The organism is Nocardioides sp. SRI_004 (genome assembly GCF_057586415.1).
This window is the reverse complement of sequence record NZ_JBYCZV010000016.1, coordinates 84,219-110,710: the sequence shown is the minus strand read 5'-3', so window position 1 is coordinate 110,710 and position 26,492 is coordinate 84,219. Positions and strand designations below refer to the sequence as shown.

The 26,492-nt window shown below is 72.4% G+C and carries 29 protein-coding genes; 18 read left to right on the top strand and 11 right to left on the bottom strand.

Going from position 1 to position 26,492, the window contains the following annotated elements; translation table 11 throughout:
* Nucleotides 1-117: 117 nt before the first annotated feature.
* Genes AC2YHB_RS20350 through thiC form a run of 6 tightly spaced genes read left to right on the top strand, consistent with a single transcriptional unit; the run spans nucleotide 118 to nucleotide 5,050 of the window.
* Nucleotides 118-1,131 (top strand): FAD-dependent oxidoreductase, encoded by a 1,014-nt coding sequence (locus AC2YHB_RS20350; protein ID WP_179647964.1) that lies wholly within the window; start codon nucleotides 118-120, stop codon nucleotides 1,129-1,131.
* Complete coding sequence (thiS, locus tag AC2YHB_RS20345) at nucleotides 1,128-1,340, top strand: sulfur carrier protein ThiS (protein WP_179647963.1); 213 nt, start codon at nucleotides 1,128-1,130, stop codon at nucleotides 1,338-1,340. The genes AC2YHB_RS20350 and thiS overlap by 4 nt, the downstream gene beginning before the upstream one ends.
* Nucleotides 1,337-2,113, top strand: a complete 777-nt coding sequence (locus tag AC2YHB_RS20340) for a thiazole synthase (RefSeq protein WP_036551149.1) — start codon at nucleotides 1,337-1,339, stop codon at nucleotides 2,111-2,113. Before thiS ends, AC2YHB_RS20340 begins: the two co-directional genes overlap by 4 nt.
* Nucleotides 2,113-2,664 (top strand): thiamine phosphate synthase, encoded by a 552-nt coding sequence (locus AC2YHB_RS20335; protein WP_179647962.1) that lies wholly within the window; start codon nucleotides 2,113-2,115, stop codon nucleotides 2,662-2,664. Before AC2YHB_RS20340 ends, AC2YHB_RS20335 begins: the two co-directional genes overlap by 1 nt.
* Nucleotides 2,664-3,359, top strand: coding sequence for a bifunctional hydroxymethylpyrimidine kinase/phosphomethylpyrimidine kinase (locus AC2YHB_RS20330; RefSeq protein ID WP_179647961.1), 696 nt, complete (start codon nucleotides 2,664-2,666; stop codon nucleotides 3,357-3,359). The genes AC2YHB_RS20335 and AC2YHB_RS20330 overlap by 1 nt, the downstream gene beginning before the upstream one ends.
* On the top strand, nucleotides 3,356-5,050 hold the full coding sequence (gene thiC, locus AC2YHB_RS20325; protein WP_487354526.1) for a phosphomethylpyrimidine synthase ThiC: 1,695 nt from the start codon (nucleotides 3,356-3,358) through the stop codon (nucleotides 5,048-5,050). Before AC2YHB_RS20330 ends, thiC begins: the two co-directional genes overlap by 4 nt.
* A gap of 76 nt (nucleotides 5,051-5,126) precedes the next feature.
* On the opposite strand, the gene AC2YHB_RS20320 is transcribed toward thiC, so the two are convergent.
* On the bottom strand, nucleotides 5,127-5,792 hold the full coding sequence (locus AC2YHB_RS20320) for a YdeI/OmpD-associated family protein (protein WP_218864610.1): 666 nt from the start codon (nucleotides 5,790-5,792) through the stop codon (nucleotides 5,127-5,129).
* Nucleotides 5,793-5,834: 42 nt separating this feature from the next.
* Here AC2YHB_RS20320 and AC2YHB_RS20315 point away from each other — a divergent pair, with 42 nt between their 5' ends.
* The 3 genes from AC2YHB_RS20315 (at nucleotide 5,835) to AC2YHB_RS20305 (ending at nucleotide 9,258) form a co-directional block, all read left to right on the top strand.
* On the top strand, nucleotides 5,835-6,842 hold the full coding sequence (locus AC2YHB_RS20315) for an asparaginase (RefSeq protein WP_036551156.1): 1,008 nt from the start codon (nucleotides 5,835-5,837) through the stop codon (nucleotides 6,840-6,842).
* A gap of 126 nt (nucleotides 6,843-6,968) precedes the next feature.
* Complete coding sequence (locus tag AC2YHB_RS20310) at nucleotides 6,969-8,159, top strand: hypothetical protein (RefSeq protein ID WP_218864609.1); 1,191 nt, start codon at nucleotides 6,969-6,971, stop codon at nucleotides 8,157-8,159.
* 40 nt (nucleotides 8,160-8,199) lie between these two features.
* Nucleotides 8,200-9,258, top strand: coding sequence for a 2,3-butanediol dehydrogenase (locus AC2YHB_RS20305; protein WP_179647959.1), 1,059 nt, complete (start codon nucleotides 8,200-8,202; stop codon nucleotides 9,256-9,258).
* A 20-nt stretch (nucleotides 9,259-9,278) separates the two neighbouring features.
* Here AC2YHB_RS20305 and AC2YHB_RS20300 read toward each other — a convergent pair whose 3' ends face one another.
* The gene (locus AC2YHB_RS20300; RefSeq protein WP_179647958.1) at nucleotides 9,279-10,481 is read right to left on the bottom strand and encodes a DUF4032 domain-containing protein; all 1,203 of its coding nucleotides are present in this window, start codon (nucleotides 10,479-10,481) and stop codon (nucleotides 9,279-9,281) included.
* 185 nt (nucleotides 10,482-10,666) lie between these two features.
* Between AC2YHB_RS20300 and AC2YHB_RS20295 the strand changes: the two genes are divergently transcribed.
* From AC2YHB_RS20295 to AC2YHB_RS20280, 4 genes are read left to right on the top strand one after another with little or no spacing between them, the layout of a single operon-like run.
* Nucleotides 10,667-11,932, top strand: coding sequence for an extracellular solute-binding protein (locus AC2YHB_RS20295; protein WP_179647957.1), 1,266 nt, complete (start codon nucleotides 10,667-10,669; stop codon nucleotides 11,930-11,932).
* Entirely contained in the window at nucleotides 11,929-12,867 is a 939-nt protein-coding gene (locus AC2YHB_RS20290; protein WP_242530326.1) for a carbohydrate ABC transporter permease, read from the top strand. Before AC2YHB_RS20295 ends, AC2YHB_RS20290 begins: the two co-directional genes overlap by 4 nt.
* A 2-nt stretch (nucleotides 12,868-12,869) precedes the next feature.
* Nucleotides 12,870-13,703, top strand: coding sequence for a carbohydrate ABC transporter permease (locus AC2YHB_RS20285; protein WP_036551167.1), 834 nt, complete (start codon nucleotides 12,870-12,872; stop codon nucleotides 13,701-13,703).
* 15 nt (nucleotides 13,704-13,718) lie between these two features.
* A complete protein-coding gene (locus tag AC2YHB_RS20280; protein WP_179647956.1) occupies nucleotides 13,719-14,921 on the top strand; it encodes an ABC transporter ATP-binding protein in 1,203 nt (400 codons plus the stop codon).
* Nucleotides 14,922-14,945: 24 nt separating this feature from the next.
* Here the strand turns inward: AC2YHB_RS20280 and AC2YHB_RS20275 are convergent, their stop codons facing one another.
* Both AC2YHB_RS20275 and AC2YHB_RS20270 read right to left on the bottom strand, forming a co-directional pair.
* Nucleotides 14,946-15,308 carry a hypothetical protein gene (locus AC2YHB_RS20275; protein ID WP_179647955.1) on the bottom strand — a complete coding sequence of 121 codons (363 nt, stop codon included), beginning with the start codon at nucleotides 15,306-15,308 and terminating at the stop codon, nucleotides 14,946-14,948.
* Between the two features lie 165 nt (nucleotides 15,309-15,473).
* Nucleotides 15,474-16,403, bottom strand: coding sequence for an alpha/beta fold hydrolase (locus AC2YHB_RS20270; protein ID WP_179647954.1), 930 nt, complete (start codon nucleotides 16,401-16,403; stop codon nucleotides 15,474-15,476).
* Nucleotides 16,404-16,461: 58 nt separating this feature from the next.
* Between AC2YHB_RS20270 and AC2YHB_RS20265 the strand changes: the two genes are divergently transcribed.
* Nucleotides 16,462-17,295, top strand: coding sequence for an esterase/lipase family protein (locus AC2YHB_RS20265; protein WP_051932996.1), 834 nt, complete (start codon nucleotides 16,462-16,464; stop codon nucleotides 17,293-17,295).
* 30 nt (nucleotides 17,296-17,325) lie between these two features.
* Here AC2YHB_RS20265 and glpX read toward each other — a convergent pair whose 3' ends face one another.
* Genes glpX through AC2YHB_RS20240 form a run of 5 tightly spaced genes read right to left on the bottom strand, consistent with a single transcriptional unit; the run spans nucleotide 17,326 to nucleotide 21,405 of the window.
* A complete protein-coding gene (gene glpX / locus AC2YHB_RS20260; RefSeq protein WP_179647953.1) occupies nucleotides 17,326-18,339 on the bottom strand; it encodes a class II fructose-bisphosphatase in 1,014 nt (337 codons plus the stop codon).
* A 54-nt stretch (nucleotides 18,340-18,393) separates the two neighbouring features.
* Nucleotides 18,394-19,434 carry a sulfate/molybdate ABC transporter ATP-binding protein gene (locus tag AC2YHB_RS20255; protein WP_179647952.1) on the bottom strand — a complete coding sequence of 347 codons (1,041 nt, stop codon included), beginning with the start codon at nucleotides 19,432-19,434 and terminating at the stop codon, nucleotides 18,394-18,396.
* Nucleotides 19,431-20,219: an ABC transporter permease gene (locus tag AC2YHB_RS20250; protein ID WP_179647951.1), complete on the bottom strand. Its 789-nt coding sequence runs from the start codon at nucleotides 20,217-20,219 to the stop codon at nucleotides 19,431-19,433. The genes AC2YHB_RS20255 and AC2YHB_RS20250 overlap by 4 nt, the downstream gene beginning before the upstream one ends.
* Nucleotides 20,219-20,992 (bottom strand): molybdate ABC transporter substrate-binding protein, encoded by a 774-nt coding sequence (gene modA / locus AC2YHB_RS20245; protein WP_179647950.1) that lies wholly within the window; start codon nucleotides 20,990-20,992, stop codon nucleotides 20,219-20,221. Before modA ends, AC2YHB_RS20250 begins: the two co-directional genes overlap by 1 nt.
* Nucleotides 20,992-21,405: a TOBE domain-containing protein gene (locus AC2YHB_RS20240; RefSeq protein ID WP_179647949.1), complete on the bottom strand. Its 414-nt coding sequence runs from the start codon at nucleotides 21,403-21,405 to the stop codon at nucleotides 20,992-20,994. Before AC2YHB_RS20240 ends, modA begins: the two co-directional genes overlap by 1 nt.
* A 113-nt stretch (nucleotides 21,406-21,518) precedes the next feature.
* On the opposite strand from AC2YHB_RS20240, the gene AC2YHB_RS20235 reads away from it, so the two are divergent.
* Nucleotides 21,519-22,103 (top strand): DUF4245 family protein, encoded by a 585-nt coding sequence (locus tag AC2YHB_RS20235; protein ID WP_179647948.1) that lies wholly within the window; start codon nucleotides 21,519-21,521, stop codon nucleotides 22,101-22,103.
* Nucleotides 22,104-22,106: 3 nt separating this feature from the next.
* On the opposite strand, the gene AC2YHB_RS20230 is transcribed toward AC2YHB_RS20235, so the two are convergent.
* Nucleotides 22,107-22,325 carry an exodeoxyribonuclease VII small subunit gene (locus tag AC2YHB_RS20230; protein WP_036551186.1) on the bottom strand — a complete coding sequence of 73 codons (219 nt, stop codon included), beginning with the start codon at nucleotides 22,323-22,325 and terminating at the stop codon, nucleotides 22,107-22,109.
* Nucleotides 22,318-23,544, bottom strand: a complete 1,227-nt coding sequence (gene xseA / locus AC2YHB_RS20225) for an exodeoxyribonuclease VII large subunit (RefSeq protein ID WP_036551189.1) — start codon at nucleotides 23,542-23,544, stop codon at nucleotides 22,318-22,320. The genes AC2YHB_RS20230 and xseA overlap by 8 nt, the downstream gene beginning before the upstream one ends.
* Before the next feature lie 128 nt (nucleotides 23,545-23,672).
* Between xseA and AC2YHB_RS20220 the strand changes: the two genes are divergently transcribed.
* Genes AC2YHB_RS20220 through AC2YHB_RS20210 form a run of 3 tightly spaced genes read left to right on the top strand, consistent with a single transcriptional unit; the run spans nucleotide 23,673 to nucleotide 26,489 of the window.
* Nucleotides 23,673-25,004, top strand: coding sequence for a hypothetical protein (locus AC2YHB_RS20220; protein ID WP_036551192.1), 1,332 nt, complete (start codon nucleotides 23,673-23,675; stop codon nucleotides 25,002-25,004).
* Nucleotides 25,005-25,032: 28 nt separating this feature from the next.
* Nucleotides 25,033-25,893: a tRNA pseudouridine(38-40) synthase TruA gene (truA, locus tag AC2YHB_RS20215; RefSeq protein WP_179647947.1), complete on the top strand. Its 861-nt coding sequence runs from the start codon at nucleotides 25,033-25,035 to the stop codon at nucleotides 25,891-25,893.
* A complete protein-coding gene (locus tag AC2YHB_RS20210; protein WP_179647946.1) occupies nucleotides 25,890-26,489 on the top strand; it encodes a class I SAM-dependent methyltransferase in 600 nt (199 codons plus the stop codon). The genes truA and AC2YHB_RS20210 overlap by 4 nt, the downstream gene beginning before the upstream one ends.
* Nucleotides 26,490-26,492: the final 3 nt, after the last annotated feature.

The following is a 26,492-nucleotide window of genomic DNA, read 5'->3' as shown; positions in this document are numbered from 1 at the left end:
CGATCTGGCTGCGTTGGGGTCGCTCGACGTGCGATCCAGCATGCCTTCGCGTCCCCGCCTTGCCAGATCGGCCGCAAACGCCGCTCGCGACGGCGCTGACGTGGGAGGCATGGCCTGATGCGGGTCGAGGTGCTCGGCGCCGGCATCGTCGGGCTCACCGTCGCCGACGAGCTGCTCCGCCGTGGCCACGACGTGGTCGTCGTCGACCCGCGGCCCGCCCGCGGGGCGTCGTACGCGGCGGCGGGGATGCTGAGCCCGGCTGCCGAGGTCTGGTACGGCGAGGAGGACGTGCTGCGGCTCGGCACCGCGTCGCTGCGGCTGTGGCCCGCGCTGGCCGACCGCCTGGGGCTCGAGCTGCGTCGCGCCGGCACCCTGCTGGTCGGGTACGACGCCGCGGACCTCCAGCAGGTCGCCAGGCAGGCCGAGCTGCTGACCCGGCACGGCCACGACGCTCGGCTGCTCGACCGCGCCGGCGTGCGGGAGCTGGAGCCGGCGCTGGCCCGCGTGGCCGGGGGTGCGCTGCTGCCCGGCGAGGCGAGTGTCGACCCGCGGGCCGCGTGTGACGCGCTGCTGGCACGGGTGCCGGTGCGGGGCGAGCCGGCGGGCGCCGACGTCACCGTCGTCGCGACCGGGGCCCGGCTCCCGGAGCCGTGGACGCACCTCGTGTCCGGCGTGCGCGGCGAGATCCTCCGACTCCGCTCCGACGACCCACCGGAGCGCACCGTGCGCGGCTGGGTCGCGGGGGAGCCGGTCTACCTGGTGCCGCGCGGCGACGGCCGGGTGGTCGTCGGGGCGACCTCCGAGCAGCATGACGGCGAGCCCGTCGTGACCGCCGGTGGCGCGCTCCGGCTGCTGGCCGCGGCCCGGGAGCTCTGGCCGGCGCTCGACCGGGCCGAGCTGGTCGAGGCCACCGCCCGGGACCGGCCCGCCACCGTCGACGGGCTGCCGCTCGTCGGGCCGAGCGGCGTCGACGGGGTCGTCCTCGCCGCCGGCCACCACCGCCACGGCGTGCTGCTGGCGCCGCTCACGGCGCAGCTCGTCGCCGACCACCTCGAGACCGGGGCGGTCGATGCCGCCCTCGACCCGCGCCGTCTCGAGGCGCCCATCCCCGTGAACGGAGGAGACCGATGAACCCCACCTGCACGATCACCTGCAACGGCGAGGCGCTGACGGCCGAGGGGACCGTCGCCGACCTGCTCCGGGCCCGCCTCGGCGACCCACCGAGGTCCGGCATCGCGGTCGCCGTCAACGGGGAGGTCGTGCCGCGCGCGACCTGGCCGGGCGTCGTACTCACCGACGGCGACGTCGTCGAGGTCGTGACGGCGGTGCAGGGCGGATGAGCGGTACGACGGACGGCCTGGTCGTCGCGGGCGTCGCCCTCGGCTCTCGGCTCCTCCTCGGCACCGGCGGCCTGCCCCGCGTGGCGCTGGTCGGGCCGGTCCTGGAGGCGGCCCGGCCGGGACTGGTCACGGTGTCCATGCGGCGCACCTCGTCGGTCGGCGACGGCAGCCTGCTCGCCGCGCTGCGGACCGCGGGCGTGCGGCTGCTCCCCAACACGGCCGGCTGCCTGTCCGCGCGGGAGGCGGTGCTCACCGCCGAGCTCGCCCGTGAGGCGCTCGGCACCGACTGGGTCAAGCTCGAGGTGATCGGCGACGAGCGCTCGCTGCTGCCCGACGTCGTCGAGCTGCTCGACGCCGCCGAGCAGCTGGTGCGGCGCGGGTTCACGGTGCTGCCCTACTCGACCGACGACCCGGTCGTGGCCCGGCGCCTCGTCGACGCCGGCTGTGCCGCGGTCATGCCCCTCGGCTCACCGATCGGCTCCGGGCTCGGCGTCCTCAACCCGCACGCGATCGAGGCGGTCCGTGCCGCGGTCGACGTGCCGGTGGTCCTCGACGCCGGCGTCGGTACGGCGAGCGACGCCGCGCTCGCGATGGAGCTCGGCTGCGACGCCGTCCTCGCGGCCACAGCGGTCACCCGCGCAGACGACCCGGTCGCGATGGCCCACGCCCTGCGGCTCGGCGTCGAGGCGGGCCGGCTCGCCCACCGCGCCGGCCGGATCCCGCGGCGTGCCGTCGCGCGGGCGTCCAGCCCGATGGTCGGGAGGGTCTCGTGATGCCGCGGCTGGTGGTGCTGACCGACCGGTCCCAGCTGTCGCTGGGCCGGTGCCTGCGCGCCCAGATGGCGGCCTGCCGGGAGGCCGGGCTGAGCCACGTCGTGCTGCGCGAGCTCGACCTCGAGGACCCGCAGCGAGAGCAGCTGGCCGCCGACCTGGCCGACCTGGGGCTGACGGTGGTCGCGGCGCGCCGCGACCTCGCCGCGGCGGTCGGGCTGCACCTCGCGGCCGACCAGCCCGCGCCCGCCGGGACCTTCGGTCGCTCCTGCCACTCACGCGACGAGGTCGCCCGGGCGGCCGACGAGGGCGCGAGCTGGGCCACCCTGTCGCCGTACACGGCGAGCGGGAGCAAGCCCGGCTACGGCCCGCCGTTGCCGCCCGATGCCTTCGCCGGGCTGCCGTTGCCGACCTTCGCGCTCGGGGGCATCACGCCCGGGAACGCCCGTGCGGCGAGGGATTCCGGCGCGCACGGTGTCGCCGTGATGGGTGCCGTGATGCGGGCCGCCGACCCCGGCGCCGTGGTGGCCGCGCTGCTCGAGGCGGTGGCCTAGTGGTCAACCCTCCCGTCGTCGTCACGATCGCCGGCAGCGACTCCGGCGGAGCGGCCGGCATCGCCGCCGACCTGACCACCTTCGCCGCCCTGGGGGTGCACGGCGCCTGCGTGGTCACCGCCGTGACCGCGCAGGACACGACGGGCGTCCGCGCCGTCCACCCGGTGCCACTCGACGTGGTCGCGGCCCAGCTCGACGCCGTCCTCGAGGACCTGGACCCGATCGCGGTCAAGACCGGCATGCTCGCCGGCCCGGACGTGGTGCGCCTCGTCGCGCGCCGGTGCGCCGGGCGGATCCTCGTCGTCGACCCGGTGCTCGTCGCGACCTCCGGCGCCGTCCTCGGCTCGGCGGCGGTCGCGGCCGCCTACCGCGAGCACCTGCTGCCGGTGGCCACCGTGGCGACGCCCAACGAGGACGAGTTCGAGGCGCTCGGCCGGCCGTCCGGGGCGAACGTGCTGGTCACCCGCGGCGGTGACATCGAGACCGACAACGACCACGGCACCGGCTGCACGCACAGCAGCGCCCTGGCGTCGTACCTCGCCCTCGGTGACGACCTCGCGACCGCCGCGGCCCGCGCCGACGCCTTCGTCGCCCGACAGCTGCACGTGAGCAGGAACTGGACCCTCGGCCGCGGCCGGGGCCCGGTCGCCCACGTCCACACCCCCGTCCCACCCACCCAAGGAGTCCCCGCATGACCGTCCACCCCGCCCACACCCGCATCGAGACCGGTGACCTGAAGGTCCCCTTCACGCGCGTCGCACTGACCAACGGCGAGACCTTCGACCGCTACTGCACCGAGGGCCCCGGCTCCGACCCCGAGGTCGGCCTGCCGCCACTGCGCGCCGCCTGGATCGACGGCCGCGCCGACACCGCCGTGTACGACGGCCGCCAGGTCCAGCTCCTCGACAACGGCCGTTCGGCACTCCGGCGGGGTGCCGCGCAGGGGGAGTGGCGCGGTGAGCGGCGGGCTCCCCGCCGGGCGGCCGGTGACGCGCCCGTCACCCAGATGGCCTACGCCCGCGCGGGGATCGTGACCGAGGAGATGCGCTACGTCGCCGCCCGCGAGCAGTGTGACGTCGAGCTGGTCCGCAGCGAGGTCGCGGCCGGCCGCGCGATCATCCCGGCCAATGTCAACCACCCCGAGTCCGAGCCGATGATCATCGGCCGCCGCTTCCTGGTGAAGATCAACGCCAACATCGGCAACTCCGCCGTCACCTCCAGCATCGCCGAGGAGGTCGACAAGCTCACCCACGCCATCACCTGGGGCGCCGACACGGTGATGGACCTCAGCACCGGCGAGGACATCCACACCACCCGCGAGTGGATCATCCGCAACTCGCCCGTCCCGATCGGCACGGTGCCGATCTACCAGGCGCTGGAGAAGGTCAACGGCGAGGCGGACAAGCTGACCTGGGAGGTCTTCCGCGACACCGTCATCGAGCAGTGCGAGCAGGGCGTGGACTACATGACCATCCACGCCGGCGTGCTGCTGCGCTACGTTCCCCTCACCGCCAACCGGGTCACCGGCATCGTCAGCCGCGGCGGGTCGATCATGGCCGGCTGGTGCCTGGCCCACCACGAGGAGAACTTCCTCTACACGCACTTCGACGAGCTCTGCGCGATCTTCCGCCGGTACGACGTCTCGTTCTCCCTCGGCGACGGCCTCCGCCCGGGCTCCACCGCCGACGCCAACGACGAGGCCCAGCTCTCCGAGCTGCGCACCCTCGCCGAGCTGACCACGCGGGCCTGGGAGCACGACGTGCAGGTGATGGTCGAGGGCCCCGGACACGTGCCGCTCGACCTCGTCGAGGAGAACGTCCGCCTCCAGCAGGAGTGGTGCCACGGCGCGCCCTTCTACACGCTCGGCCCGCTGGCCACCGACATCGCGCCCGGCTACGACCACATCACCTCCGCGATCGGCGCGGCCACGATCGCCATGCACGGCACCGCGATGCTCTGCTACGTCACCCCGAAGGAGCACCTCGGCCTCCCGAACCGCGACGACGTGAAGACCGGGGTCATCACCTACAAGCTCGCCGCCCATGCAGCCGACGTCGCCAAGGGGCACCCCGGCGCCCGCGACTGGGACGACGCCCTGTCGAAGGCCCGCTTCGAGTTCCGCTGGCGCGACCAGTTCGCCCTGTCGCTGGACCCGGTGACGGCCGAGGAGTTCCACGACGAGACGCTGCCTGCGGAGAACGCCAAGACCGCGCACTTCTGCTCGATGTGCGGCCCGAAGTTCTGCTCGATGCGGATCAGTCAGGACGTGCGTGACCGCTTCGGCTCCGACCTCACGCCCGAGGAGGCGGCGCTCGGGATGAAGGAGAAGTCGGCCGAGTTCGTCGAGCTCGGCGGGACGGTCTACGTGGAGCCCGACGCCTCCTGAACCGGGCGCGGCGTCGTACCGGACTGAGTGGCGGTGGTTGCGGCGAATTCACGACCATTCAGTCCGGTACGACCGGTCAGGCGTCGCGAGCCGCCGCTGCCGCCCGGTCGACCCACTTCGGGATCTCCCCGTAGCGCTGGCTCGGGATCATCTCGCCGGCTGCCGAGCAGACGACCAGCTGGGCCATCCGCCGGTCGCGGGTGGCCTCCTGCTTGGCGCTGAGCACCCAGTTGACGCAGATCCGGCGGTAGGTGCGGGTCGCGGCCTCCCAGAACGCCGTGGCGGCAGGGCTCGCGGCGAGCTGGGCGGCGTAGGGCTCGGGGAGCACGAGCTCGCCGTCGACCTCGTGCGTGTACGGCGCCGGGTCGGGCTTGCGCTGCTCCCAGATCGCCAGCCCGCTGGGCTGCATGCGGCCCTCGGCTCGGAGCTGCTCGACGAGCTCGAGGTTGACCTTGCTCCAGTTGCTGGTCCTCTTGCGGGGACTCCAGCGCTGGCGGACGGCGTCGTCGTCGATCCGCTGGGCGACCGAGTCGATCCAGCCCCAGCACAACGCGACGGGGACCGCGCGCGCCCAGGTGAGCCCCTGCTCGGGGACGTGCTTCTTGTAGATCCCCATCCACAGTTCGGTCTCGGTGTCGTGGTGGCGGGCCAGCCAGGCCTCGAACTCGGCCTCGTCGGCGAAGAAGCGGGCGGGCCGCTCCGCGCTGCCACCCATCCGGCCGGGCTCCTCGTCCTTCACCATGCCTTCACCTTGGCAGACGTCACCGACAGGGATGATGGACCCATGACCACCCCCACGGTCGCCGTCGGCGCCCTCGGCGGCACCATCGCCTCGACCTCCAGCAGCGCCGACGGCAGCGAGGTCGTGCCGACCCTGACCGCCGAGCTGCTGGTCGCCGCCGTGCCCGGCCTCGACGAGGTCGCGACCGTCCGGGCCGAGACGCTGGCCCGGCTGCCCAGCCCGTCGCTGGACGAGCCGACCATCCTGCGCACCCTGCAGTGGGCGCAGGCGGCGGTCGACGAGGGGGCCACCGGGGTCGTGGTCACCCAGGGGACCGACACGCTCGAGGAGGCGGCGTACCTCCTCGACCTGTTCTGGGACCGCCCCGAGCCGCTCGTGGTCACCGGCGCGATGCGCTCGCCGGAGGCGGCGGGCGCCGACGGGCCGGCCAACCTGCTGACCGCGGTCCGGTGCGCGGCGGCGGAGGGCTCGCGCGAGCGTGGCGTGCTGGTGGCCTTCGACGACGAGGTGCACCAGGCGCGGTGGGTCGCCAAGACCGACTCGATGTCCACCAGCGCCTTCCGCTCGCCGGTCTTCGGGCCGATCGGCCGCTGCGTCGAGGCCGAGGTCGTGTACGGCGTCCCCGCGGACCGGATCCCGCCGCTCAAGCTCCTGCCCGGCCACGCCGGCGGCGACCCCCGGGTGCCGCTGCTGGCCACCTACCTCGGCGACGACGGCTTCATCGTCGACTCGATCCGGGCCGACGACGTCGACGGCCTCGTGGTGGCGGGCTTCGGCGCGGGCCACGTGTCGGCGTCGATGGCCGAGGCGATCGGCCGCCTGGCCCGCCAGGTGCCCGTGGTCTTCGCCTCCCGGACCGGCTCCGGCCCGACCGGCCGCGCGATGTACGGCTACCCGGGCTCGGAGATCGACCTGGTCGCGCGGGGCGCCGTGGGCGCGGGCTGGCTGTCACCGGTGAAGGCGCGCCTGCTGCTGTGGGCGCTGTCGCTCGGCGGGCCGGTCCCGCGCGCCGACGTCGCTGCTGCCTTCGAGCTGCGCGGTCGCCCCTAGCGGACTCCCGAGGTGTGACGACCCCGTCCGTTCGGACGGTTTCCGGGCTGCAACTGCGTGCAACGGTTCCGGGGCACGGGGTGGCGTCGATGTGCTGCAGGTCACACATCGACAAGGTGGTCCCACATGCAGCACAGCACCCAGCGCCCCATGGCGTGGTGGGCCTTCGGGCTCGCGAACCTGGCGGTCGTCGTCACCGCCAGCCTCCTCGGCTGGTACCTCCTGGCCGACCCCGAGACGAGTCCCCTCGGCGTCTACCCGCTCCCGTTCAACGCGGCGCTCTTCTGGGCCCTGATGTTCGTCGTCTGGACGGGCTTCAACCTCGAGCTCGCCGGGTTCGACCGCATCCCCCAGCCGTGGCGCGGTGTCGCCTTCACCACGGCGACCGCGACCTTCGCGGTGGCGGTGACCTGGCTCCTGGCCCACGGCCTCGGCGCCCTGGACCCCAACTTCGCCGGCGGGCGTGAGGGCGGGCTCGGCTACTTCACGGGCGCGCTCTTCGTCCTCTTCGGGTTCTCCACCTACGTCATGGCGGTGGTCAACTGGAACCACTGGCCGTGGACCGACCGCGGGCTGCGCCAGCCGATGGTGGGGCTCTGCGAGATCGCCTTCCTGCTCGGCCCCACGATCCTGCTGTACGTCGTCCTCGGCATCCCGGCCGTCGCTGCGCGGGTCCCCGAGGGTGGGCCGGTCCTCGAGCTGAACGCCCTGCTCGGCTGGTACTACAGCGTGGTCATCGCCATCGTCCTGACCGGGCTGTGCTGGGAGAACTGGCCCTGGCGGCTCGCCGGCGGCCGGGCGAGCGTGGCCCTCGCGTCGCTGGTCGGGAATGTCGTCCTCGGCACGGTGCTCTTCCTCGCTCTTCGCCTCGTCGTGGAGGTCGTCGTGGGCAGCGTGACGGCTGACCAGCTCGGCGCCGCGCTCGACCAGTTCCCGGCGCAGATCGGCGTGTGCTGGGTCGCCTGGATGATCTTCTGGGGCAACGCCTTCGGCAACCGGCCCACGTCGTACGGCACCGCGGTCAACCTGGTGTGCCGGGCGGCGATCACCTTCGGGCTGGCGGTGGTGACCTTCGTCGCCTACTACTACGTCCTCGCCGAGCACGTGCTGCACGAGCCGCCCGTCGCGGGGGCGCTGCACGGCAATGCACTCGGCTTCCTCGACTGGTTCGCGCTCGTGACGCTGCTCTACGTCGTGGGCTTCGGCTCCTACCCGCTGCGCGCTCCCGAGGCCGCCGGACAGCCCGAGGAGCCACCCGCCGAGCTGCACGCTCCCGTCGCGCCCGCGGCGGACGTGCCCCCCGTCCCGGCCGGCTGACCGCCGCCACCACGATCCACCCACCACGAGAGGAAGCACCATGAAGGCAGCCCGATTCCACGGTCGCGGGGACATCCGCATCGAGGACGTCCCCGAGCCGGCGGTCCGGCCCGGCACCGTCAAGGTGGAGGTGGAGTGGTGCGGCATCTGCGGCACCGACCTCCACGAGTACCTGGAGGGCCCGATCTTCGCGCCCCCGGCCGATGCGCCGCACCCGCTGACCGGCGAGACCGTCCCGATCACCCTCGGCCACGAGTTCGCCGGCGTCGTCGCCGAGCTGGGCGAGGGGGTGACGGACCTGCGGGTCGGCGACCGCGTGGTCGTCGAGCCGTACATCATCTGTGGGCGGTGCGACGCCTGCACCAACGGCCGCTACAACGTGTGCCAGTCGCTCGGCTTCGTCGGGCTCTCGGGGATGGGCGGTGGCTTCTCGCAGTACGTCGTCGCCGAGCGTCGCTGGATCCACCCCCTCGGTGAGCTCGGCACCGACGTCGGCGCGCTCGTCGAGCCGCTCGCGGTCGCCTACCACGCGGTCCGCCTCGCCGGCACGCGCCCGGACCACACCGCCGTCGTGTACGGCGCCGGGCCGATCGGCCTGGTCACCACCGCCGCGCTGCGAGCCGTGGGCGTCGAGGACGTGATCGTGGTGGAGCCGGCCGCGGTCCGCAAGGAGAAGGCCGCGGTCGCGGGGGCCGCCCACGTGCTCGACCCGACGTCGACGGACGTCGTCGCGGAGGTCATGGAGCTGACCAAGGGGCGCGGCGCCGACGTCACCTTCGAGTGCGCGGGCGTCGACGTCGTCCTGAAGACGGCGATCCAGTCGACCCGGGCCGGCGGCACGTGCGTCAACGTCGCGATCTGGGGCCACGAGGCGTCGGTCGCGATGAACGACCTCGTCTTCCGCGAGGTCAACGTGCTCGGCAGCCTCGCGTACGCCGACGACCACCGTCCGACGATCGACCTGATCGCCCGGGGGAAGGTCGACCCGCACCAGTTCATCACCGGCCGGATCGGTCTCGACGACCTCGTCGTGGGCGGCTTCGAGGAGCTCATCCGCAACAAGGAGGAGAACGTCAAGATCCTCGTGCGTCCGTCGTAGGACGCCCGCCGGGCTCCCCGTCAGCGCAGGTCCGACGGGGAGTCCGGCGGCCGGTGGGGGAGGACGTTCGCGACGTAGTCGCGTGCCGCGTCGAAGATGTCGACCTCGTGGCCGGCCTCGTCGGACAGCGCCCACCGGTGCTCCATCACCTCGTGGAAGTACTCCGCCGGGGCGATCCGCCGCGCCAGCTCGTCGGGCAGCAGCGCGACGATCGGGCTGTAGATCGTGTGCAGCCAGCGTCGCGCGACGACGGCGCGGTCCTCGTCGTCGTACCCGAAGTGGGCGGTGAACGCGGCGAGGTCGTTGAGGAGCTTGCGCGCCTGGCTGTCCTCGACCGAAAGGCCCGTCAGGTCGTGCAATTCGCGCCGGTGGTGGCCGGCCTCGACGACCTTCGGCTGGATCCTGACCCGGTCGGAGTCGGCCTGCACGTCGAGCTCGTCGACGTCGAACCCGAGGTCGTTGAGGCGCGCGATCCGCTGCTCGACACGGGACCACTCGTCGGTCCCGAACTCCTCCGCGGCGGTCAGCTCGTCCCACAGCGAGTGGTACTGCTCGGCGAGGTGCGCGACCACGGCCTGGCCGTCCACGTCGATATCGGTGTCGCCGCTGGCCTGCAGGTCGAGCAGCTCGGCGAAGATGTTCTCGACCCCCACCGTCAGGTCGTGCTCGCGCATCGCGTCCGACACGCTCTCGCGCAGCTCGCCGGTCTCCGCGTCGACGAGGAAGGCGGCGAAACCCCCGGCAGAACGGCGGAAGAGGGCGTTCGACAGCGACACGTCGCCCCAGAAGAAGCCGATCAGGTGCAGCCGCACCAGCAGCACGACGAGGGCGTCGACGAGGGCCGGGACCTGCTCGGCCCGGAGGCCGTGCTGGAAGACCGTGCGGTAGGGCAGCGAGTAGTGCAGGTGCTCGGTCAGCAGGGCCGCCGGCAGCGGGTTGCCGTCGAGGTCGGTGCGCCCCGTCACCACCCCACGAGGTACGACGGCCGGCTGGTCGAGGCGCTGCAGGTCGCGCAGCAGCTCGTACTCCCGCAGGGCCAGCTCCTCCGTCGTCTCCTTGACGGCGAGGAACTGGCGGTTCACCTGGACCACGCGCACGACGTGGCGCGACAGGCCGAGCGGGAGCGGCACGACGTACCAGTCGTCCCACTCCGCGAGCGGGCGCGACCACGGCAGCCGGAACAGGGCCGGATCGGTGCGACTGGCGACGACGTGGAGCGCCATGACGAAGAACCTACGACGTCTGGGAATCGCCGTCACGGGCACTGGGCTCCTGCAACAACGTGGACAAGTGCCCTCTCTCTGGGGTAGACCCAGTGACGCAGGCCACATCCTCGGGAGGGGTGAGCTGGACAATGACGTCGAGACGAACCAGGCCAGGGCGCGCAGCTGCGGTTGCGGTCGCTGGCGTGCTGGCGAGCACTGCACTGGCTGCGTGCAGCGACTCGGGCAAGCCCAGGTTGAACTGGTACGTGAACCCGGACGGGGTGCCGGTCTTCGAGAAGTACGCCAAGGAGTGCAGCACCGGCGACTACGACCTCGAGGTCCAGCTGCTGCCCTCGGGCGCCACGGACCAGCGGACGCAGCTGGCACGGCGCCTCGCGGCGGAGGACTCGTCGACCGACCTGATGAACCTCGACCCCGTGTTCGTGGCCGAGTTCGCCAACGCCGGCTGGCTCCAGGAGGTGGAGGGCCCGATCGCCGACAGCGTCCAGCAGAGCGTCGAGGGCGAGGGCGACTACCTCTCGGGCGCGGCTGAGACGGTCACCTGGGACGACAAGGTCTTCGCCATCCCGCTCTGGGCCAACACCCAGGTGCTCTGGTACCGCAAGTCGCTCGCCGAGGCGGCGGGCCTCGACATGACCAAGCCGGTCACGTGGGACCAGGTGATCGAGGCAGCGGCCGCCGAGGGCGGCACCGTCGGCGTCCAGGCCAACAAGTACGAGGCCTACGTCGTGTGGATCAACGCCCTCGTCCAGGGAGCCGGCGGCGACATCGTCTCCGACACCGAGGCCGGCCGCGACGCGAAGGTCGACCTCGACTCGGACGCCGGGCGCAAGGCAGCCGCGATCATCCAGAAGCTCGCCGACTCCCCGGCCGCCCAGCCGGACCTGTCCGTCTCCAACGAGGGCACCAGCCTCGGCCAGATGTTCCCGGCCGAGGGCCCGGGCGAGTTCATGGTCAACTGGACCTTCGTCTACAAGAACTACGAGCCCGGCGACGGCAAGCCCACCACCCCGGAGCAGTTCAAGGACCTCGGCTGGACGCGCTACCCGCAGACCGTCGCCGGCGAGGAGTCGAAGCCGCCGGTCGGCGGGATCGACATCGGGGTCGGCGCCTACTCCGAGCACCCGGACTGGGCCATGGAGGCCGCCGAGTGCATCACCTCCAAGCAGGCCCAGGTCGACCTCGCGCTCGACGCCGGCCTGATGCCGTCGACCAACTCGGCGTACGACGAGGTGGCGGCCAGCGGCAACTACCCGAAGGACCTCATCGAGCTGTTCCGCACCAGCGTCGACGAAGGCGGCCCCCGGCCCAAGAGCGCGTTCTACGCGATGATCTCGGGCGCGATCCAGGCCCGCTGGCACTCACCGACCTCGGTCGACCCGGACAGCACGCCCGAGAAGTCCGGCAAGTACCTGCAGGACGTGCTCGAAGGGAAGTCGCTGCTGTGAGCTCGACAAGCGTTCCCGCCGCCGCGCTGCCGGCGCAGAAGTCCGGGCCCAGCGACCGCGCGCGGGCCGAGACCCGGCTCGGGCAGAAGCTGGTGGCCCCGGCCATCGTGCTGATGCTGGTCGTCACGGCGTTCCCGATGCTCCGCGCGATCTACCTGTCGACCTTCGACTACGCGCTCACCGCCCCCGACGACCGCAACTTCGTCGGGCTGGGCAACTACCTCACGGCGCTGACCGACCCGCTCTTCTGGCAGACGACCGGGGTGACGGTCCTGTACATGGTCGTCACCGTGGCGGTGGAGCTGGTGATCGGCTTCATCTTCGCGATGGTGATGCACCGCGTGATCTTCGCTCGGGGCGTCATCCGGACCTCGATCCTGGTGCCCTACGGCATCATCACCGTCGTCTCCGGCTTCGCCTGGCAGTTCGCGTTCTCGTTCCAGAACGGCTTCATCAACGGGTGGCTGCCGTTCGTCGGCGACGAGTTCAACTGGTTCGGGGACACCACGCCCGCGGTGATCGCGATCATGGTCTCGGAGATCTGGAAGACCACGCCGTTCATGTCGCTGCTCCTGCTCGCCGGCCTCGCCCAGGTCAGCGAGGACATGATCGAGGCGGCCAAGGTCGACGGCGCCACCTGGACCCAGCGGCTGACGAAGGTGATCCTCCCGAACATGCGGGCGGCGATCATGGTCGCCGTCCTCTTCCGGGCCCTCGACGCCTACCGCATCTTCGACAACATCTTCGTGATGACGGCCGGGGCGCAACGGACCGAGTCGATCAGCTTCCTGACCTATCGCCAGACCATCGAGCAGTTCCAGCTCGGGCTCGGCTCCGCGCTCTCGGTGCTGCTCTTCCTGTCGGTGCTCCTGGTCGCCTTCCTCATCGTCAAGCTCTTCCGCGTCGACCTGGCGCAGGCACGGCAGGAGTCCTGATCATGAAGAACCGCATCGGAACCGTCGTCGGGTGCCTGCTGATCCTCGTCTGGTGCCTCCTGCCGGTGGCCTGGATCATCTCGTTGTCCTTCAAGTCCGAGGCCGCGATCACGACCGGCAGCCCCGGCTTCTTCCCCGCCGACGGGGCGGGCGCCGGCTGGGACAACTACAAGGCGGTCTGGGACAACGAGCAGTTCCGCCGCGCGATCCTCAACTCGATCGGCATCAGCCTGATCGCGACCCTGCTGTCGGTGATCGTGGCGACGCTGGCGGCGTACGCGATCGCGCGGCTGGAGTTCCGCGGGAAGAAGCTCGTGCTGACGATCTCGCTGGCGATCGCGATGTTCCCGGTCGTGTCGCTCATCGGCCCGCTGTTCGACATGTGGCGCGCCATCGGGCTCTACGACACGTGGCCGGGCCTGATCATCCCGTACATGTCGTTCACGCTGCCGCTGGCGATCTGGACGCTCTCGGCCTTCTTCCGCGAGATCCCGTGGGAGATGGAGCAGGCCGCCCAGGTGGACGGTGCCACGTCGTGGCAGGCGTTCCGGAAGGTGATCGTGCCGCTGGCCGCGCCCGGTGTCTTCACCGCGGCGATCCTGACCTTCTTCTTCGCCTGGAACGACTTCGTCTTCGGCATCTCGCTCACCTCGACGGAGAACGCCCGGCCGATCCCGGCGTCACTGTCGTTCTTCGTGGGCGCCGACCCGTTCAACCGGCCGGCGTCCCTGCTCGCCGCGGGAGCGGTCATCGCGACCATCCCGATCATCGTCATCGTCCTGATTTTCCAGCGCAAGATCGTCGCCGGCCTCACCTCCGGTGCGGTGAAGGGCTAACGGAGGGAACCTGTCATGGCTGCCATCACGATGAACCACATCGTCAAGAAGTACGGCGACGGCTTCCCTGCCGTGAACGACGTCTCGATCGACGTCGCCGACGGGGAGTTCATGATCCTCGTCGGTCCCTCCGGGTGCGGGAAGTCGACCCTGCTGCGGATGATCGTCGGCCTGGAGGACATCACCTCGGGCGACATGATGATCGGCGACCGGCGGGTCAACGACCTCGCCCCGCGCGAGCGCAACCTGGCCATGGTCTTCCAGAACTACGCGCTCTACCCGCACCTGACGGTCTACGAGAACATCGCCTTCCCCCTCCGCCTGGCCAAGATGCCGGACGCCGAGGTGGACAAGCTGGTCCGCGACGCGGCGAGCACGCTGGAGCTCAACGAGCACCTCGAGCGCAAGCCCGGCAACCTGTCCGGCGGTCAGCGCCAGCGGGTGGCGATGGGCCGGGCCATCGTGCGCCAGGCCGACGCCTTCCTCTTCGACGAGCCGCTGTCCAACCTCGACGCCAAGCTGCGCGGGCAGATGCGCACCGAGATCGCGCGGCTGCAGAAGCGGCTGGGCATCACGACGGTCTACGTCACCCACGACCAGACCGAGGCGATGACGCTCGGTGACCGGGTCGCCGTCCTCAAGCGGGGCGTCCTGCAGCAGCTCGCCACGCCGCGCGAGCTCTACGAGAACCCGGGCAACCTCTTCGTCGCCGGCTTCATCGGCTCGCCGCCGATGAACTTCCTGCCCGCGACCGTCGAGGGCAACGCCGTGAAGCTGCCCTTCGGCAGTGTCGAGATCCCGGCCGACAAGGCCGAGCGGGCCGCCGGTCGGGGACTGCTCATCGCCGGGATCCGTCCCGAGCACTTCGAGGACGCCTCCCTGGCGAGCGCCGAGGGCCGCAGCGGCTCCACCTTCTCGGCCACGGTCGACGCGGTCGAGTGGCTGGGCAACGAGACCTACGCCTACATCCCGTTCGAGGCACCGCCCGAGGTGACCCAGCAGCTCCAGCAGCTCGAGCGCGACCTCGACGGCGAGGCGATGCGCACCCAGCTCGTGGTGTCCCTCGACGGCGCCAGCCGGATCACGGAGGGGGAGGGGGCCGAGATCTGGGTCGACGGCCGCCAGATCCACCTCTTCGACCCCGCGACGGGCGAGAACCTGACCGTCGACCACGAGCGGGCGGGCCGCATCCCCGGCGCGGAGGTCGCCGCGGGCTGAGCCCGCCGGCCCACCCCGCCGAGGTCACCGACCCGGTCGGGGCCGCCCGGCGTCGTACCGCGCCCAGGCGATGGCGGCCTGCACGTCGGCGAGGTCGCGGAACCAGGTCTCGGCCTCGACCTGGCACGCCGTCCGCGCGACCTCGGTGTCGTACTCGCCGCACTCCGCGGTGGTCTCCGACAGCGTCGGGGGCGAGAGCACGGTGCCGTCGTAGTGGTGGATCGTGAAGCCGAGGTCGGCGTCGCCCTCGACCGCCACGATCGTGTCGCCGGCCGGCTCCCAGCGCGGCGCCCGGGGCCGCTCCTGCGCGGCGGCTCCGCCGGCCAGGGCCAGCAGCCCGGTGACCAGCCCCGTCGCGACCATCAGGCCGATCGTCCTCATCCTCATCTGCACTCCCGAGTGGTGGTGTGCGCCGGCAGGTCCGGCGCGGGAGTCAGACGCTAGGAGGGGACGGCGACGGGAGGCCGGGCTCGCTCGCAGGCCTGTGGAGGACGCCCCGGAGGGGGCGCTCTGTGGAGGACGACGGGCCGCATCTGCGACAGGAGGGACGACTCAGGCCGCCCGGTCGGCGTTGCTCCGGATCGCCCGGGTGAACGTCGTGAAGAGCGGCGCGGGCAGGTCGTGGCCCCACCCCTCGATGAACACCACCCGCGCTCCCGGCACCGCTGCCGCGGTGGCGCGGCCGCCGGAGATGTGCACCATCCGGTCGGCGAGGCCGTGCATCACCAGGGTCGGCACGACCAGGTGCCCGAGCGCCGCCGTGCGGTCCGGCTGCGTCAGGACCGCCATCATCTGCCGCATCACGCCGGCGCGGCTCACGCCCCGGTCCCACGTCTCCCCGGCGCGCTTGCGCAGCTTGTCCTCGGGCTGCTGGAAGCGAGGGGACCCGATGAGCTTCCAGACGGCGAGGCTGCCGCGGATGTAGTCCTCGCGGCCCGGCCCACGGGTGGCGAGGAGGGCGGGAAGCAGGCTCGGGTGCTGGCGGCCGACGCTGCGCCGGCCCGTCGTCGACATGATGCTCGCCAGGCTGAGCACCCGCTCCGGAGCGCGCAGCGCCATCGTCTGGGCGATCATGCCGCCCATCGAGATCCCGGCGACGTGCGCGGCGGAGATGTCGAGGTGGTCGAGCAGGCCGAAGGCGTCGGAGGCCAGGTCGTCGATCGAGTACGGCGCCCGGGCCGGCGCCCCCACGAAGGCGCGCACGAGCTGCGAGCGGCGTACCCGTCCGTCCACCTTCGTGGAGCGGCCGGTGTCGCGGTTGTCGTAGCGGATGACGTAGAAGCCGGCCGCGGCCAGCTGGCTGCACAGCTCGGCGTCCCACCACGTCATCGGCCCGCCGAGACCCATCACGAGCAGCAGCGGCGGGTCCTCGGGGTCGCCGAAGGTCTGGTAGCAGATCTCCACGCCGGAGCAGATCGGTGCGAGCAGCTCGCCGGAGATGATCACATCTGATGACTCGGGGCTGGTCGGACGGTGGGACATGTCAACCAGTGTGCCCAATCCCGTGTAGTTGCCGTTTCAACTGGGTACCGTTTGTGACGTGAGCAACACGTTGGCGCCCTGGCTGCTGCCCGACGGCTACGGCCGTCCGGCGCTGGCCGCGCTGCTGCGCGAGGGCAGTCTGGTGACCGAGGCCGGCCGCTTCGCCGTACGACGCGGCGCCACCCGTCGCACGCGTCGCCAGACGCCGTACGCCGCCCGCGCCGCCGCCCGCGCGGCCGAGCCGGTCCTGCTCATCCCCGGATTCCTCGCGGGCGATTGGACGCTGACCGCGATGGCCGCCGAGCTGCGTGCCCGTGGCTTCCGGACCTACCGCTCGCAGATCCACGCCAACATCGGCTGCACCCTCAACTCGGCGCTCACCCTCGAGGCGCGCATCGAGCAGATCGCGGAGCGCCGGGGCGCGCGGGTCCAGCTCGTCGGGCACAGCCTCGGCGGGATGATCTCCCGGGGCCTGGCCGCCCGCCGCCCCGACCTGGTCGCCGGCATCGTCACCATGGGCAGCCCGATGCGGGCGCCCGCCGCCCACCACGCCGTGCTGACTCGCGGCGTGCGCGTGCTCAACCGGCTCTCCGACGCCGGCTTCTCGACGCTGATGTCGGCGGACTGCGTCGGCGGTGAGTGCGCGCACCTGTCCTTCACCGAGTCGCAGGAGCCGCTGCGCGCCGACGTCGCGATGACGAACATCTACTCCCGGCGCGACGGCATCGTCGACTGGAAGGCGTGCATCGACCCCCAGGGCGAGGCGGTTGAGGTGCGTGCGTCGCACATCGGCATGGCCGTCGACCCGCGGGTCATCGACGTGGTGTCGTCGTCGCTGCTGCGCCACGGCGCCGCCTCGTCGACGCCCCTCAGCGTCGTCGAGACGGCCTGACCCCGGGCCTGACCCGAGGCCTGACTCGGATCAGTCGAAGTCGATCGAGCTGAAGCTGCGCAGCTTCGACAGCTGGTGCTCGGACGTGATGGTCCGGATCGTGCCGCTGCGCGAGCGCATGACCAGCGACTCGGTGATGGCGCCGCCGGCGCGGTAGCGGACGCCCCTGACCAGCTCGCCGTCGGTGATGCCGGTGGCCACGAAGAAGCAGTCGTCGCCGGTCACCAGGGTGTCGGTGGTGAGGATGTGGTCGGGGTCGAGGTTGTGGCCCGCGTCGATCGCACGCTGGCGCTCCTCGTCGTCGGTCGGCCACAGCCGACCCTGGATCGTGCCGCCCATGGCCTTCATCGCGCAGGCCGCGATGATGCCCTCGGGGGTGCCGCCGATGCCCATCAGCAGGTCGATGCCGGTGCCGGCGCGGGCCGCCATGATGGCGCCCGCGACGTCGCCGTCGGTGATGAACTTGATCCGCGCACCCGTGGCCCGGATGTCCTCGACGAGCTGGTTGTGACGCGGCCGGTCGAGGACGACGACGGTGACGTCGGAGGTGTTCGAGCCCTTGGCCTTCGCGACCTGGTGGATGTTCTCGGCGACGGGGTAGCGGATGTCGACGACGTCGGCGGCCTCGGGGCCGGTGACGAGCTTCTCCATGTAGAACACGGCGGACGGGTCGTACATCGTGCCCCGCGGCGCGACGGCCAGGACGGCCACGGCGTTGGCCATGCCCTTGGCGGTGAGCGTCGTACCGTCGATGGGGTCGACCGCGACGTCGCACTCCGGGCCGGTGCCGTCGCCGACGGACTCGCCGTTGTAGAGCATCGGGGCGTTGTCCTTCTCGCCCTCGCCGATGACGACGGTGCCGTTCATGCCGATCGTCGAGATCATCACGCGCATGGCCTGGACGGCCACACCGTCGGCGCCGTTCTTGTCGCCCCGGCCGACCCAGCGGCCGGCGGCCATGGCGGCAGCCTCGGTGACGCGCACCAGCTCGAGGGCGAGGTTGCGGTCGGGGGCGGGCGGCTCCACGGCGAGGGCGTCGTTCATGGGGCGAACTTTATCGTTCGTGCCGGGTGTGACGTGACTCGCGACGTCCGCGTCTCACCGTGGGTAGACGTCGACCTCGGTCGCCTTCACGACGAAGCTGACCTCCTGGCCGGGCGCGAGGCCGAGCTCGGCGACCGCCGCGACGGTGACGTCGGCGGCCAGGTCGCCCGCGCGGACCCGGACCACGTCGCCGAGCGGCTCCAGCTCCTCGACGCGGACGGAGAGCACGTTGCGGGGGCTGCCGCCGGGCGGCTCACGGTGCACGGCGACGGCCGAGGGACGGAACACCGCGACGGCCTCGCTGCCCTCGCGCGGGGCCGGGTCGGTGGCGGTGCCGTGGAGGACCGAGCCGTCGGGGCGTCGTACACCGTCGGGGGTGGCGACCCCACTGACCAGGTTGAGGCCGGCGAAGCGGGCGGCGAAGGCGCTCCGCGGCCGGGAGAGTACGACGCCGGCGGGCCCCTGCTCGACGACGCGCCCGCCCTCGAGGACGACCACCCGGTCGGCCAGGAGGAGCGCGTCCAGCACGTGGTGGGTGACGACCACGGCGGTCCGGTCGGCCAGCACGGTGCGCAGCAGCTGGCGCAGCGCGGGCGCGACGGCGATGTCGAGCGCGGCCATCGGCTCGTCGAGGAGCAGCAGCTGCGGGTCGGCGGCGAGGGCGCGGGCGACGGCGACGCGCTGGGCCTGGCCGCCGGAGAGCTGCGCCGGCCGGCGCTCGGCCAGCCCGGTGGCGTCGACCTCGGCCAGCCAGGCCAGGGCGGTCTCCCGCGCTGCCGCGCGGCCGGCGCCACGGCTGCGCGGGCCGAAGGCGACGTTCTCCAGCACGGAGAGGTGGGGGAAGAGCAGGGGGTCCTGGGCGAGCAGGGCGGTGCGGCGGGCGTGCGGCGCGACCCACCGGTCGGCACCCGTCAGCTCCTTCCCGTCGAGCACGACCCGGCCGGAGTCCGGGCGCAGCAGCCCGCCGACGACGTCGAGGGTGGTCGACTTCCCGGCCCCGTTGGGGCCGAGGATCGCGACCGTCTCGCCGGCGGCGACCTCGAAGGCGATCTCCACGTCGCGGTCGGCGACCCGCACGTCGACGACGAGGCTCACAGCGCACCCCGCGGCCGGACCAGGCCGATCACCACGACGGCCACGACGACCAGCAGGAGCGACATGGCGACGGCCGCGTCGGCGTCGGTCACCCGCAGGTTGTAGATCAGCAGCGGCAGCGTGCGCGTGGTGCCCTCGAGGCTGCCGGCGAAGGTGACCGTGGCGCCGAACTCCCCGAGCGAGCGGGCGAACGCGAGCACGGCCCCCGACGCCAGGCCGGGCAGCACGAGCGGCAGCGTCACCCGGCGCAGTACCGTCGTCGGTGCGGCGCCGAGCGAGGCCGCCACGACGTCGTACCTCTCCCCGGCGGTGCGCAGCGCCCCCTCGAGGCTCACGACCAGGAAGGGCAGCGACACGAAGGTCTGCGCCATCACCACGGCGATCGTCGAGAACGCGACCTGGACGCCCCACGCGTCCAGCTGCGCCCCGAGCAGGCCCTGGCGGCCGAACGCCGCCAGCAGCGCGATGCCGCCCACGACGGGCGGCAGCACGAGGGGGAGGAGCACCAGCGAGCGCGCGACGCCGAGCCACCGCGCCTCGCTCCGGGCGAGTACGACGGCCAGCGGGATCCCGAGGAGCAGGCACAGCAGCGTGCTGGCGGTCGAGGTGCGCAGGCTCAGCCCGAGGGCGGTCCGCGCCGCCGGGGAGTTCACCAGCCCCGGGAAGTCGGACCAGGCGATCCGGGTGGCGAGCGCGGCGACCGGCAGCACCACGAACACGCCGGCCAGCAGCGCGGGGACGTGGATCCAGCGCGGCAGGCCGACGTGCCGGGTGGGCGCGGACATCACGGGGACGGGGGACCGAAGCCGGCCGCGCCGAGCACGGCCTGGCCGTCACCGAGGACGAGGTCGACCCACTGCTGGGCGAGGTCGGCGTGCGCGGAGTCCTTCACCACGACGACCGGGTAGTGGTTGACCACGTCGGCGGACTCCGGGAACTCGATGCCCTCGACCTCGTCGCCGGCGGCCGTCACGTCGGTGACGTAGACCAGGCCTGCGTCGCCCTCGCCCGACTCGATCTTGCCGAGCACGTCGGTGACCGACTGCTCCTCGCTGTCGGGGGCGAGGGTGACGCCGGCGGCCTTGGCGACCTCGACCGCGGCGTTGCCGCACGGCACCTCGGGTGCGCAGACCACCACGTTCAGGTCGTCGTCGGCGAGATCGGCGAGGCCCTTCACGTCGCCCGGGTTGCCCGGCGGGACGGCGATCTCCAGCGTGTTGGTGGCGAGCTCGGCCGGGTCGCCGGCGGCGAGGCCGGCGTCGACGAGCGTGTCCATGTTCCTGGTGTCGGCGGAGGCGAACACGTCGGCCTCGGCGCCCTCGATGATCTGCGCGACGAGGTCGGAAGAGCCGCCGAAGGAGAGCTTGACGTCGACGCCGGGGTGGTCGGCCTCGAAGGTCCTCTCGAGCTCCTCGAAGGGCGCCGTCAACGAGGCGGCCGCGAAGACGGTGAGCGTGGTCCCGTCACCGCCGCCGGAGTCGCCCGCGCCGTCGTCACCGCAGCCGGCGAGGGGAAGGGTCAGCAGGACGGTCGCTGCCAGCGCGAGGGGCTTCTTCATCAGGCGTGCTTCCTCGGGACGGGTCGTTCGACGACGACATTGGTGGACTTGACCGACGCGATCGCGCGTACGCCGGGCTCGAGGCCCAGCTCGGTGGCGGCCTCGGCGCTCATCAGCGAGACGACCCGGTAGGGGCCGCAGACCATCTCGACCTGGGCCATCACGGTGTCGGCGACGACCCGCGTGACGATGCCGGTCATCCGGTTGCGCGCGCTGACCTGGCCGGCCCGCGTGCGCTCCTTCTCGGCCTCGTCGACCAGCGAGGCGGCCAACGCGGCGAGGTCGGTGCCGGCGATCGTCGTACGGCCCTCGACGGTGGCGGCGGCGACACGGCCACCGTCGATCCAGCGCCGTACGGTGTCCGTGCTGACGCCGAGGAGCTCGGCTGCCTCGGCCACCCGGTAGTCGGTCATGGCACCCACCTTGGCGCATCTGCGGCAGAAAATCACCTATCGGCGACGCATCTGCGTCGATGTCCGCCCCTGGCTGTGGTGCGATCGTCGACGGCTGGGACACTGGCGACGTCATGAGCAGCGAGCAGACCCAGTCCACCGGCACCCCCGGGCGCTACCAGCGGTCGGCGGCCGGCCTGGTCGTCTCCCTGGTCGTCACCGTCGCGGCGATCGGCGCGCTGCTCTACTTCATGGGCGCCTTCCGGCCCGACTTCGAGGCCAAGCCCACCGCGGTCGACTACCTCGACACGGTCGAAGCGCTGCAGCTGTCCGACCAGCACCCGGTCTACCCGGCGGCGCTGCCGGACGGCTGGATCGCGACCTCGGTGACGGTGCCGACCGAGAAGGAGCCCTTCTTCATGGTCGGCATGCTCAACGACGACGACGAGTTCGTCGCCGTCCGGCAGGAGGACGCCTCCTTCGGGGCGATGCTCGCCGGCTCCGTCGACGAGGAGACCGAGCCGGCCGACGGCTACACCGTGCCCGCCTCCGTGGGACGCCCGGTGGCCCGCGACTGGGAGGGCTACACCGACGCCGGCGGCGACACGGCCTATCTCGCCGAGGTCGGCGACCAGACCGTGATGGTCTTCGGCTCGGCGCCCGCGAAGGACCTGCACGCGGTCATCGACGCGCTCACCGCGGCGAAGATCCGCCCCTAGCCCTCAGTCCTCGTCGCCCTGGCCGAGCACCGCCTCGAGCCGCTCGCGCGCCCCGTCGATCCAGTCCTGGCAGACCGTGGCGAGCCGCTCGCCGCGCTCCCAGAGCGCGAGCGACTCCTCGAGCGTCGTACCGCCGGCCTCGAGCTGGCGGACCACCTCGACGAGCTCGGCGCGCGCCTCCTCGTAGGACGGGGTCGCGGCGTCGGTGGTCGCGTCAGTCATGGCTCTCCTCGATGGCGGTGGTGGTCACGTGGATGCGGCCGTCGGCGACCCGCACGCTGAGGGCGGCCCCGGCGGCGATGCCCTCGACGCTGGTGACGACGTGGCCGTCGGCGTCCTGCAGCACGGAGTAGCCGCGCTGCAGGGTGGCGAGCGGCGACAGCGCCTGCACCCGGGCACGGTGGTGGTGGACGTCGTCGGCGGCGCGGTCGAGCTGCCACTCGAGCTGGCGCCGGATCCGGGCCCGCCAGTCGTCGAGCTCGGCGGCGCGGACGTCGAGGAGCGAGGTCGGGTCCGCCAGGGACGGCCGCGAGCGGAGGGCGTCGAGCTGGGCCTGCTCGCGGTCGAGCCGGGCGACCACGGCCTGGCGAAGCCGCACCCTGGCCTCGACGACCCGGGCGCGCTCCTGGGCCATGTCGGGCACCACGATCTTGGCCGCGTCGGTCGGCGTGGACGCGCGCCGGTCGGCGACGAGGTCGAGCAGCGGCGAGTCGGGCTCGTGGCCGATGGCCGACACGACCGGCGTCCGCACCGCGGCCACGGCGCGGATCAGCCCCTCGTCGGAGAAGGGCAGCAGGTCCTCGACGGATCCGCCGCCGCGGGCGATGACGATGACGTCGACCTCGGGGTGCGCGTCGAGGCGGCGGACCGCCTCGATCACCTCGGCGGCCGAGCGGTGGCCCTGCATGGCGGCGTACGCGATCTCGAAGCGGACGGCCGGCCACCGGCGGGTGGCGTTCTCGACGACGTCGCGCTCGGCGGCGGACTTCGGCGCGGTCACCAGCCCGACCCGGACCGGCAGCGCCGGCAGCGGCCGCTTCAGCTCCTGGGCGAAGAGGCCCTCGGCCGCCAGCAGCTGCCGGCGCTGCTCCAGCCGGGCCAGCAGCTCGCCGAGGCCGACCAGCCGGATGTCGCGCGCCTGCAGCGACATCGAGCCGCGGTTGGCGTAGTACGACGGTTTGGCGTGGATGACGATGCTCGCGCCCTCCTCGACGCGGGTCGGCAACCCGTCGAAGAGGACCCGCGAGCAGGTGACCGGGACCGAGATGTCGGCGACCGAGTCGCGCAGCGTCAGGAACACCGTCTGCAGCCCCGGGCGGCGGCTCACCTGGGTCACCTGGCCCTCGACCCACACCGGACCGAGCCGGTCGATCCAGCCGGAGATCGCATTCGCGATCGCCCGGACCGGAGCCGGCTTCTCGAGGGAGGTCTCCAGCGCCACGGCGGCGAGCCTAGCCGCCGCCGTTTGGGACGCGCGGTGCTGGAGACGCTCGAGAGGGTGACGGTTCCGCCGTGGTCGCTCCGGGAGACGCCGGCCGCACGTCACGACATCGAGCCAGGGAGCAAGAGATGACCGACCGCACGTACGAGAACCTGCCCACCCTGATCGGCGAGCTCAAGCGCTCTGCGATCGACGCCTACATGAAGTCGCAGGGCTGGCACATCGACGACGGCAACAAGTACCACCTCGGCGACAACTACGTCACCCGTCCGGGCGGGGACGGCCAGGGTGGCGGCGACTGGAGCTGGAGCGGCTTCTGGGACATCGGCAACGAGGGCCAGGACGCCAAGTGGCGCGCCGCCTTCGACTCGGTCCGCTCGAACATCGACTCGACGTTGAAGAAGTGGCTCGACCTCCCGGACACCGCGACGCTCCTCGCCGACGACATCGAGCAGATGCGCCAGGCCAACCGGCTGCTGTCCTTCTCCCCGTCGGGCGGCACGGGCGGCGGCAACATCCCCGGCTACCTGCAGGGCATCAACTCCAACCTGCACGCGATGTCGGGCACGACCATCGCGACCTTCAAGGCCGAGTTCCTGCTCCAGCTGGAGAAGGCCATCGGGGGCCACCACGGCATCACCGTGATCCTCGGCGGGGCCCTGGCGGCCACCAACGAGATCTGGATCCGTGCCCGCAAGACGGTCGCCGACATCGTGGGCGAGACGCAGAAGGCGCTCGACGCCTATGCGAACGGCGGCGGGATCAGCTGGGAGGTGGTCCTCCAGGTCGCCGGGTACGCCGTCGAGGGCGTCGGCCTCTTCGCGACCGGTGGTGCCTCGACCGCGCTCAAGGGCGCCGGGCAGGGCCTGAAGATCCTGACCGACACCACCACCAAGAAGGGCGAGAAGGCGACCACGCCCTCGCTCGACTACGAGGGCCTGATGAAGGGCCTGGGCAAGGCGCTCGACGACCTGTCGAACGCGATCAAGGCCGAGGAGGACGCCCTCGCCGAGAACCTCACCACCAACATCGGCAAGGTGCGGGCCGACCAGAGCTCCTACGACCTCAAGCGGCCGGCGCTCCTCGACATCAGCGACGACTCGCAGGCGAACATCATCATCATCACCCGCGCGCTCGTCGACGAGATCACCAGGACCTACCTGCCCCTCATCGCCGACGACCTCGACTCGGCGCGGAGCCAGGCCTACCTGGCGACGTACGAGGCCTACCGCGACGGCAGCATCGGTCGTGGCTACAACGGCATCAGCTCGGAGTTCTCCGACTTCCAGTGGATCCTCATCGACCTGATCCGCGACCTCTCGTGGGAGACCCGCAACGGCGCGAAGACCCTCGAGCTCGCGATCGAGGACATCGGCCGCGCCGACACCGACGCGGAGGACGCGCTCGAGGCGCACCACCGCAAGGTGAAGGAGGGCAGCGGCGCGACTCCGTGGGACTGATCGCGTCCGCACCTCCTAGGATTCTCGGGTGCGCCTGCGGATCGACCTCGCCTACGACGGCGGAGACTTCCGTGGCTGGGCGGCCCAACCGGGCCTGCGGACCGTGCAGGGCGAGCTGACGATCGCGCTCACCACCGTGCTGCGGGTCCCCGAGGGGTCGCTCCAGGTGACCTGCGCCGGCCGCACCGATGCGGGCGTGCACGCCCGCGGCCAGGTCGTCCACGTCGACGTACCGGAGGACCCGGAGGAGGGCTCGCCGGCGGCGGCGCGCTATCTCACCCAGCTCGACGTGCTCGTCCGACGGGTCAACGGCTTCCTGCCCCGCGACGTCCGGGTACGCCGCATCACGCCCGCGCCGGAGGGCTTCGACGCGCGGTTCGCCGCCCTGTGGCGCCGCTACGCCTACCGGATCGTCGACGACCCGGCCCGTGTCGACCCGCTGACCCGCAACCACGTGCTCGCGTGGCCGCGCGAGCTGGACGTGGCGGCGATGGACGAGGCCGCCGCGTCGCTGGTCGGCCTCCACGACTTCGCCGCCTTCTGCAAGCAGCGCGAGGGCGCGACGACGATCCGCACGCTGCTCGCCTTCGGCTGGACCCGGTCCGACGACGGCCTGCTGACCGGCCACGTGCAGGCCGACGCGTTCTGCCACTCGATGGTGCGCGCGCTGGTGGGCTGCATGGTCGCGATCGGGGAGGGGCGCAAGGACCCCGCCTGGGCGCGGGAGATCCTCACCGGCCGGCGCCGGGACCCGGGCGTGGTGGTCGTCGCTGCCCACGGGCTCACGCTGGAGGAGGTTGCCTACCCGGCCGACGCCGACCTGGCCGCCCGGGTGGAGCTCACGTCGGCGCGTCGTACCGGCGTCGGGGAGAGCGGGGACCACGAGTGAGCGACGAGCACTACTTCTCCGCCGATCCCTCGGTCGCCTTCCAGCGCGCACCCGTCGAGACGGAGGTCTGGGGACACGAGCTGCGCCTGGCCAGCGGCTCCGGCGTGTTCGCCCAGGGTCGGCTCGACATCGGCACGTCGGTGCTCTTCCGGGAGACCGAGCCGCCCGCGGGCGGGAGGATCCTCGACCTCGGCTGCGGGTACGGCGTCATCGGGCTCGCCTGCGCGATCGCCGCTCCGTCGGCCGTCGTGACCGCCGTCGACGTCAACCAGCGCGCGGTGCTCCTCGCCACCGAGAACGCGGAGTCCCTGGGGGTCGCGGACCGGTTCACGGCATCGGTGCCCGAGGAGGTGCCGGCCGACGCGGAGTTCGACGAGATCTGGTCGAACCCGCCGATCCGGATCGGCAAGGCCGCCCTGCACGAGCTGCTGCTCACCTGGCTGCCGCGCCTCGCGCCGGGCGGTCGCGCGGTGATGGTCGTCGGCAAGAACCTCGGCGCCGACTCGCTGCAGCGCTGGCTGGGCGAGCAGGGCTTCCCGACCGAGCGGGTCGCGAGCGCGAAGGGCTTCCGGGTGCTCGAGACCCGCCGCGCCTGACCG